Origin of the sequence: uncultured Microbacterium sp. (assembly GCF_963521695.1) — a bacterium.
GTDB lineage: Bacteria > Actinomycetota > Actinomycetes > Actinomycetales > Microbacteriaceae > Microbacterium.
Map to the genome: position 1 here is coordinate 1 of NZ_CAUQWC010000179.1, position 7,244 is coordinate 7,244.

Annotated in this window: 4 protein-coding genes; 3 read left to right on the forward strand and 1 reads right to left on the reverse strand. The window is 68.8% G+C overall.

The genetic code is table 11. The annotated features are described in order from the left end of the window. The coding region (locus RWP81_RS12495) for a sugar ABC transporter permease (RefSeq protein WP_314456564.1) at positions 1–537 on the reverse strand (537 nt) is incomplete at its 3' end. 110 nt (positions 538–647) lie between these two features. Between RWP81_RS12495 and RWP81_RS12500 the strand changes: the two genes are divergently transcribed. The 3 genes from RWP81_RS12500 (at position 648) to RWP81_RS12510 (ending at position 6,670) form a co-directional block, all read left to right on the forward strand. Beyond that, complete coding sequence (locus RWP81_RS12500) at positions 648–1,691, forward strand: LacI family DNA-binding transcriptional regulator (RefSeq protein WP_399540594.1); 1,044 nt, start codon at positions 648–650, stop codon at positions 1,689–1,691. Positions 1,692–1,914: 223 nt separating this feature from the next. Beyond that, positions 1,915–5,502: an RICIN domain-containing protein gene (locus tag RWP81_RS12505; RefSeq protein ID WP_314456566.1), complete on the forward strand. Its 3,588-nt coding sequence runs from the start codon at positions 1,915–1,917 to the stop codon at positions 5,500–5,502. Positions 5,503–5,623: 121 nt separating this feature from the next. Continuing rightward, on the forward strand, positions 5,624–6,670 hold the full coding sequence (locus tag RWP81_RS12510) for an NAD(P)-dependent alcohol dehydrogenase (protein ID WP_314456568.1): 1,047 nt from the start codon (positions 5,624–5,626) through the stop codon (positions 6,668–6,670). The last annotated feature ends 574 nt before the right edge of the window (positions 6,671–7,244 follow it).

Below are 7,244 nucleotides of genomic sequence, written 5' to 3' on the forward strand. Positions count from 1 at the left end.
CCACGTGACGATGTTGCCGATCGACAACAGCATCCACTGGGGGATGAACGGCTGCAGGACCTCGGAGCCGAGTAGCTGGTTGACGTTGCCGGCCAGGCCGAACTGATCGCCGTAGATGTAGCCCCACATGAGCACCGCCACGACCGCGGGCACGGCGTAGGGAAGGAAGATCACGATGCGGTAGAAGTTCGACGCGTGCAGGCGTGCACTGTCGATGGCGAGAGCGGCGCCGAGGGCGAGGATCAGCATGATCGGCACCTGCACCACGAGGAAGATCGAGACGCGGATGAGGCCGTCCCAGAACTTCTCGTCCTGGAAAGCGGCGATGTAGTTGTCGAAACCGACGAAGGCGTTGCCGCCGATCAGCTGCTCGCGGAAGAGGCTGAGGTAGATCGAGTAGATCAGCGGCGCGAGGAAGACGAGCGCGAACACGACCGCGAAGGGGGCGACGAACAGCCAACCGCGATCGTCGATGCGTGTGCGCCGCTGGCGCCGCGGGGTGCGCAGGGCGGGCGGGGGTGCCGCGGTGGTCGTCATCGTCCAGTGCCTCTTCGTTGGTGCGCATTCGGTCCGGGTGGCCGAGATGTTGACGTAAACATAACCCCACCCCGCTAAGGTGTCAACGTCAACATCCCGAGGGGGCAGACATGAGCGATACGACGACGGCGTCGACCGTGATCCCGACGCGTGAACGGCGGCGCGAGGTGTCGATGGCCGACGTCGCGGCGGCCGCGGGGGTGTCGGGGCAGACGGTCTCGCGCGTGGCGAACGGGCGCTCCAACGTCGATCCTGACACGCGGCAGCGCGTCCTCGACGCCATGGCCCACCTGGGCTACCGCCCCAACAGCGCCGCTCGGGCCCTGCGGTCGGGGCGGTTCCGCAGCATCGGCGTGATCATGTTCTCGCTGAGCTCCTACGGCAACACCCGCACGCTCGACGCACTGGCGTCGATGGCGGCGGCATCCGGGTACTCCATCACGCTCATCACGGTGCAGTCGGCCTCGCAGTCCGATGTGTCGGGGGCGTTCCTGCGCCTGCGCGAGCACGCTGTCGACGGCATCGTTATCCTGATCGAGACGCACCGCCTCGGCGAGAACGAGCTCGCGATCCCGTCGGGCCTTCCCGTCGTCGTCGTCGATTCCAGCGCCGACTACCCCTACTCCGTCGTCGACAACGACCAGGCGCAGGGGGCGCGGCTCGCGACCGAGCACCTGCTCGACCTCGGACATGAGACGGTGTGGCACGTGTCGGGCCCGCCGGAGTCCTTCGCCGCAGAGCGTCGCCGCAACGCTTGGTGGGCGGCCCTCGAGGATCGCGGATGCCGGGCGCCCGAGGTGCAGATCGGCGACTGGACGGCCGACTCCGGCCACCGCATCGGGGCGTCGCTGGCGGTGCGACCCGAGGTGACCGCGGTGTTCGCGGCGAACGACCAGATGGCGCTCGGCGTCATTCGAGCCCTCCACGAGGCGGGGCGTCGCGTTCCGGGCGAGGTCAGCGTCGTCGGCTTCGACGACATGCCCGAGGCGGCGAACTTCTGGCCACCGCTGACGACCGTGCGTCAGCGGTTCGAACGCGTGGGCGAAGAGGCGATGAAGGCTCTGATCGCCGACATCGAAAGCACGGGCGGCGACCACGCCCGTACGCTCGTGCCGACGTCGCTCGTCGTGCGGGCGAGTTCCGGTCCCCGCTGACGTCCCCGGCCACACCGCGGTCGCTCGCGTGCGGCCGTTCGGCCGAGGCGTCGTTTCGCCGGGTATTCGAGGGCGGTCATGCCACGGTCGGCATCGGCCGCGAGGCGCACCGCTGGCCCTTGTGTGCGCTAACGCGGGTCGGCTAAGCTCGCGCTGTGCGTCACATGTTGACGTCAACACTCCCCCACGAGGCCGCATCGAAGCGGCCGGATCGGAAATGACGATGAAGTCAACTCGACTGTTGTCGATGACGTGCGCCGTGGCCCTGACCGCCGGCGCCATCACCGCGGGCGCCGCCGTCTCGGCGCCGGATGAGAGCCATGCAGCGACGGCGCCCGTGCGCATCGCGCCCAACCCCGCCACGGCATCCGAGCCGTTCGAAGGATGGGGGACGAGCCTGGTCTGGTTCGCCAACGCCACCGGCAACTACCCCGCCGACGTGCGCCAGAAGCTCTTCGACGCCGTCTTCGGCGAGGACGGCTTGAACCTCAACATCGCCCGGTACAACATCGGCGGCGGCAACGCGACCGACGTCCCGTCGTACCTCCGCCCAGGCGGCGCGGTGCCTGGTTTCTGGAACCCCCAGCTGCCCGCCACCGACGGCCAAGGCGCGATCACCTCGACCTTCGCCGACCGCGAGCGCTACAAGGCCGCGTGGAACCCCGACGACCCGACCCACTACGACTTCTCGGCCGACTCCGCCCAGCGCTGGTGGATCGACGCGCTGAAGGGCAAGGTCACCCACTGGGAGGCCTTCAGCAACTCGCCGCCCTACTTCCTCACCCAGAGCGGCTTCGTCTCGGGCGGCATCAACAACGCCACCAGCGAGCAGCTCGCCACCGCCGACATGGACAAGTTCGCCGGATACCTGACGACCGTGGTCGACGAGCTCGAGAAAGAGCACGGCATCCAGTTCGACACGATCGACCCGTTCAACGAGCCGAACACGAACTACTGGTCGACGAACATCCCCGCAGGGCAGACCTGGCCCACCAGCGCCAGCCGTCAGGAGGGTGCGCACATCGGTCCGCAGCGCCAGGATGAGATGGTCAAGGCGCTCGCGGCGCGGCTGGCGGACCCCGACACCACGACCGACGCCGTCATCTCGGCGATGGACGAGACCAACCCCGGCATCTTCGCCACCAACTGGAACGCGTGGTCGCTGGAGTCCAAGAACGCCGTCGACCAGCTCAACGTCCACACCTACGGCACCGGGGGACGTCAGGTCGTCCGCGACATCGCCAAGGCGGCCGACAAGCCGCTGTGGATGAGCGAGGTCGAGGGCAACTGGACGCCCGGCACGGGCTTCAACCCCGTCGACATCGGCAACGGCCTCGGCATGGCCGAGCACATCGTCGGCGACCTGCGCGAGCTCGAGCCCGACGCCTGGGTCTTCTGGCAGCCCGTCGAAGACCTCTACAACATGGAGAAAGTGGAGAAGCTCAACTGGGGCAGCGTCTTCATCGACTTCGACTGCAACGCCCAGGGCAACTCCGAGCGTCGCCTCAAGGACGGCGACGCCGACCCGAGCTGCAAGGTGCTGACGAACGAGAAGTTCAACACCGTCCGCAACTTCACGCACTACATCGAGCCCGGCGACCGACTGGTCGCCAGCTCGAACACGCAGTCCACCGCGGCGATCGACGCCGACGGAACGGGCGCGACCGTGGTGCACGTGAACACCGAGAACGCCGACCGCACCGTCGAGATCGACCTCAACGATTTCGGCACGGTTCCCTCGAACGCGACCGTCACGCCCATCGTGACGACGCAGTCCACGCTCGAGAACCCGACGGTCAACGCCCTCAAGCAGGGTGCACCCGTGACCGTGAACCCCGCGACGAAGACGGCGCTGCTCACCGTTCCGGCGCGGTCGGTCACCACGTTCGTGATCGACGGCGTCTCGGGCGTCGCCGACACCGCCGCGAGCTTCCGCAACGGCCAGTCCGTGCAGTTGACCGGTCTGCAGAGCGGCCTCGCACTCGACGGTGGCTCCGCGCTCGCCATCCGCCCGCTCGCCACCACGCAGGACGCGGCGAAGACGCAGACGTGGACCGTCACCTCGCTCAGTGGCGAGGGCACCAACCGCCACCGCTTCACGCTGAAGAACGCGGCGGGACAGTACCTCGCCACCGCGAACGGCGGCACGGCGCTGGTGACCTCCGATCCGACGGCCGCAGCAGCCGACAAGAACCTGCAGTGGATGGCGTCGACCACCGACGGGGCGACCTACTCGGTGCTGAGCGTCGCTGCCGAGCGCGTGCTCGATGTCAATCAAGCCAGCACCCAGCCCGAGGCCCGCGTGGGCCTGTGGACCTCCAACGGCGGCGGCAACCAGCTGTGGCGTCTCTCGGGCACGGCGGTCCTCGGTGTTCAGCCGGTCACGGTCAGCACCCCGGTCGGCACCGCACCGACTCTGCCCGCCACGGTCACGGCGAGTTATGCGGGAAAGACGCTTCGCGCGGTTCCGGTGACCTGGCAGCTCGACGGCAAGGACTGGTCGAAGGCCGGCACCGTCACCGTGCGCGGCACCGGCACCGACATCTTCGGCGCCACCGTCGAGGCATCCGCCACCGTCGAGGTCGGCGCGTACACGGCGGCCCGCCCGATCTCGATGACGGTCGCGGCAGGAAGCGCGCTGGCGAGCGTCAAGGCGCTGGCGCCCAAGGACGTGCAGTCCGAGGTGCGCGCCGACGGCGCAGGCTTCTGGACCCCGGTCGCGTGGGCATGGGGCGACCTCACGGACGCGGCGTTCGCGAAGGCGGGCACCGTCGTGGTCAGCGGTACTGCGACCGGGCCCAGCGGTGAGAAGCTGCCCGCGCGGTTGACGGTGATCGTGACGGATGCCGTCGAACGCAACGTCGCACCGCAGAGCCGTCCGTCCGCGACCTACACCGAGAACGGGTACCCGATCGACCGCACCATCAACGGTCAGAGCACCGACAAGGGCTGGTCGAACTGGCGCTCGGGCACGAAGAACACGCAGGACACCCTGACGTACGGTCTCGCCGGCACCGAGACGGTGAAGCGCGTGGCGGTGCAGTTCTACCGTGACGGTGGGGCGAGCTGGGCCGACACCCTGCGCGTGGACTACCGCAGCGCGGGCGGAACCTGGACGCAGGGGGCGCTGCAGACGGTCCCGACACCCTCGACCGGTGCGCCGAAGGTGGAGGTCTCGCTCGGAGGCGTCGCCGCCGACGAGGTGCGGGTCGTGATGAACGCCAGGTCGCAGACGCACATGGTGGTCTCCGAGGTGGAGATCTTCGCCTCGGCACCGTCGCAGGCGGGAATCGCCGACCTGGCCCGCCTGACCGTGGGCGCCGGCGCCGTCGACGGGTTCGACCCGGCGCGCACCGACTACACGGCCTCGGTCGTGGGAGACACGTGGCCGACCCTGAACGCTCAAGCGGTGGATCAGGATGCCGTGGTGCGCATCACCCAGCCCGCCGACGCCAACGGTGTCGGAACCGTGCGGGTGACCGCCCCCAACGGCACGGAGCGCACCTACACCGTGACGGTGACACGTGTCCCGGCCGCAACGGTCACCGCGACCGCGTCGTCGCGGTGCGTGGCCGGCAAGGTCGTCGTCGCGGTGACGGTGCAGAACGACGGCGCGACCCGCGCCGACGTGCGAATCGACAGCCCGTATGGCGCGAAGAGCCTGGGCGCGGTCGAACCCGGTAAGCGCGCGTCGGCGACGTTCACCACGCGCCAGACGTCGATCCCCGCGGGGACCGCGACCGTCACGGCGACCGTCAACGGCACACCCGCGACGGTCTCGACGGCCATCCCGGCGGCCACCTGCAAGTAGATCGGTGACGGGAGGGGCGGCGACAGGTTCGCCGCCCCTTTCGGCATCCGTCAAGGGTCCCCGTCCGAGACGAGCTGTGACAGAGGATGGATTCCTCTGAATCGATCCCCACAGGAGAACCATGCACGTCAACGCCTACGCGGCGTCGTCCGCGACCTCACCCCTCGAGCCCACGACCATCGAGCGTCGTGACGTCGGCCCCACAGACGTCCTCATCGACATCGCCTACGCCGGCATCTGCCACTCCGACATCCACACCATCCGCGGCGAGTGGGGCGACGTGCCCTACCCCCTGACCGTCGGCCACGAGATCGTCGGCACGGTCGCCGAGGTCGGCGCAGACGTCACCAGCCACAAGGTCGGCGACCGCGTCGGCGTCGGGTGCATGGTCAACTCGTGCCGCGAGTGCGACAACTGCCTCGCCGGCGAAGAGCAGTACTGCGAGAAGGGCAACATCGGCACCTACGCCGGCACCGATGTCGACGGCTCGATCACCCAGGGCGGCTACAGCGAGAAGATCGTCGTCGACGAGCACTTCGTCCTCCGCGTTCCCGAGTCGATCCCCTATGACAAGGCCGCTCCGCTTCTGTGCGCGGGTATCACCACGTACTCGCCGTTGAACCACTGGAACGCCGGCCCCGGCAAGAAGGTCGCCGTCGTCGGTCTCGGCGGTCTCGGTCACATGGCCGTCAAGATCGCCCACGCCATGGGCGCTGAGGTCACCGTGCTCTCGCAGACGCTCAGCAAGAAGGACGACGGCCTGAAGATGGGCGCCGACCACTACTACGCGACGAAGGACGAAGAGACCTTCACGACGCTCAAGAACACCTTCGACCTGATCGTCAACACCGTCAGCGCCCCGCTCGAGCTGAAGCAGTACCTCGGGCTCCTCACGCTCAACGGCACGATGGTCAACGTCGGCGCCCCGCCGGAGCCCCTGCCCATCCAGGTCTTCACGCTCTTCACCAACCGTCGTTCCTTCGCCGGTTCGTCGATCGGCGGCATCCGCGAGACCCAGGAGATGCTCGACTTCTGCGCCGAGCACGGCATCGCCCCCGAGACCGAGCTCATCTCGGCCGACCAGATCAACGAGGCCTACGAGCGTGTGCTGAAGAGCGACGTGCGCTACCGCTTCGTCATCGACGCGAAGACGTTCGCCCCCGCGTGATCCCGGCTTCCTGAGCCGGCGCGACCCCGGATGCCACGGCCCCGACGCTCCTCGAGCGCCGGGGCCGCGGCGTTTCCGACCTCGCTCCGCTACTGGCCGCGCTCGGCTACTGGCCGCGCTCCGTTACGGCATTGCCCCGCTACGGGCATTGCCCCGCTACGGGCATTGCCCCGCTACTGGCATTGCCCCGCTACTGGCATTGCCCCGCTACTGGCATTGCCCCGTGGCCCCGCCCTGGCTCGCAGCACGCCGCTCGCGCCGCCGCAACCCACGCATAAACGCGATCCGCGCGCATAAACCCGTGCTCCTCGTGTTTGCGCGAGCGGATGCCGTTTATGCGTGCCCCGAGGGCTGTGGGGCCCGTGGTGCGGTGGCTGCCGGGTGAGCCGGGCGATTCCTCGCGGGTGCCTGCCACCGCCGCCAAACCCCACGCGTAAACGCGATTCGCGCGCATAAACGCGTCCTCCTCGCGTTTACGCGCGCGGATGCCGTTTATGTGTGCCCCGAAGGGTATGCGCCCCCGTGGTGCGGTGGCTGCCGGGTGAGCCGGGCGATTCCTCGCGGGTGCCTGCCA

Excerpts from the sequence above, each read along its gene's own strand:
- RWP81_RS12505 (WP_314456566.1), top strand. The coding sequence starts at position 1,915 with ATGAAGTCAACTCGACTGTTGTCGATGACGTGCGCCGTGGCCCTGACC.
- RWP81_RS12510 (WP_314456568.1), top strand. The coding sequence starts at position 5,624 with ATGCACGTCAACGCCTACGCGGCGTCGTCCGCGACCTCACCCCTCGAG.
- RWP81_RS12500 (WP_399540594.1), top strand. The coding sequence starts at position 648 with ATGAGCGATACGACGACGGCGTCGACCGTGATCCCGACGCGTGAACGG.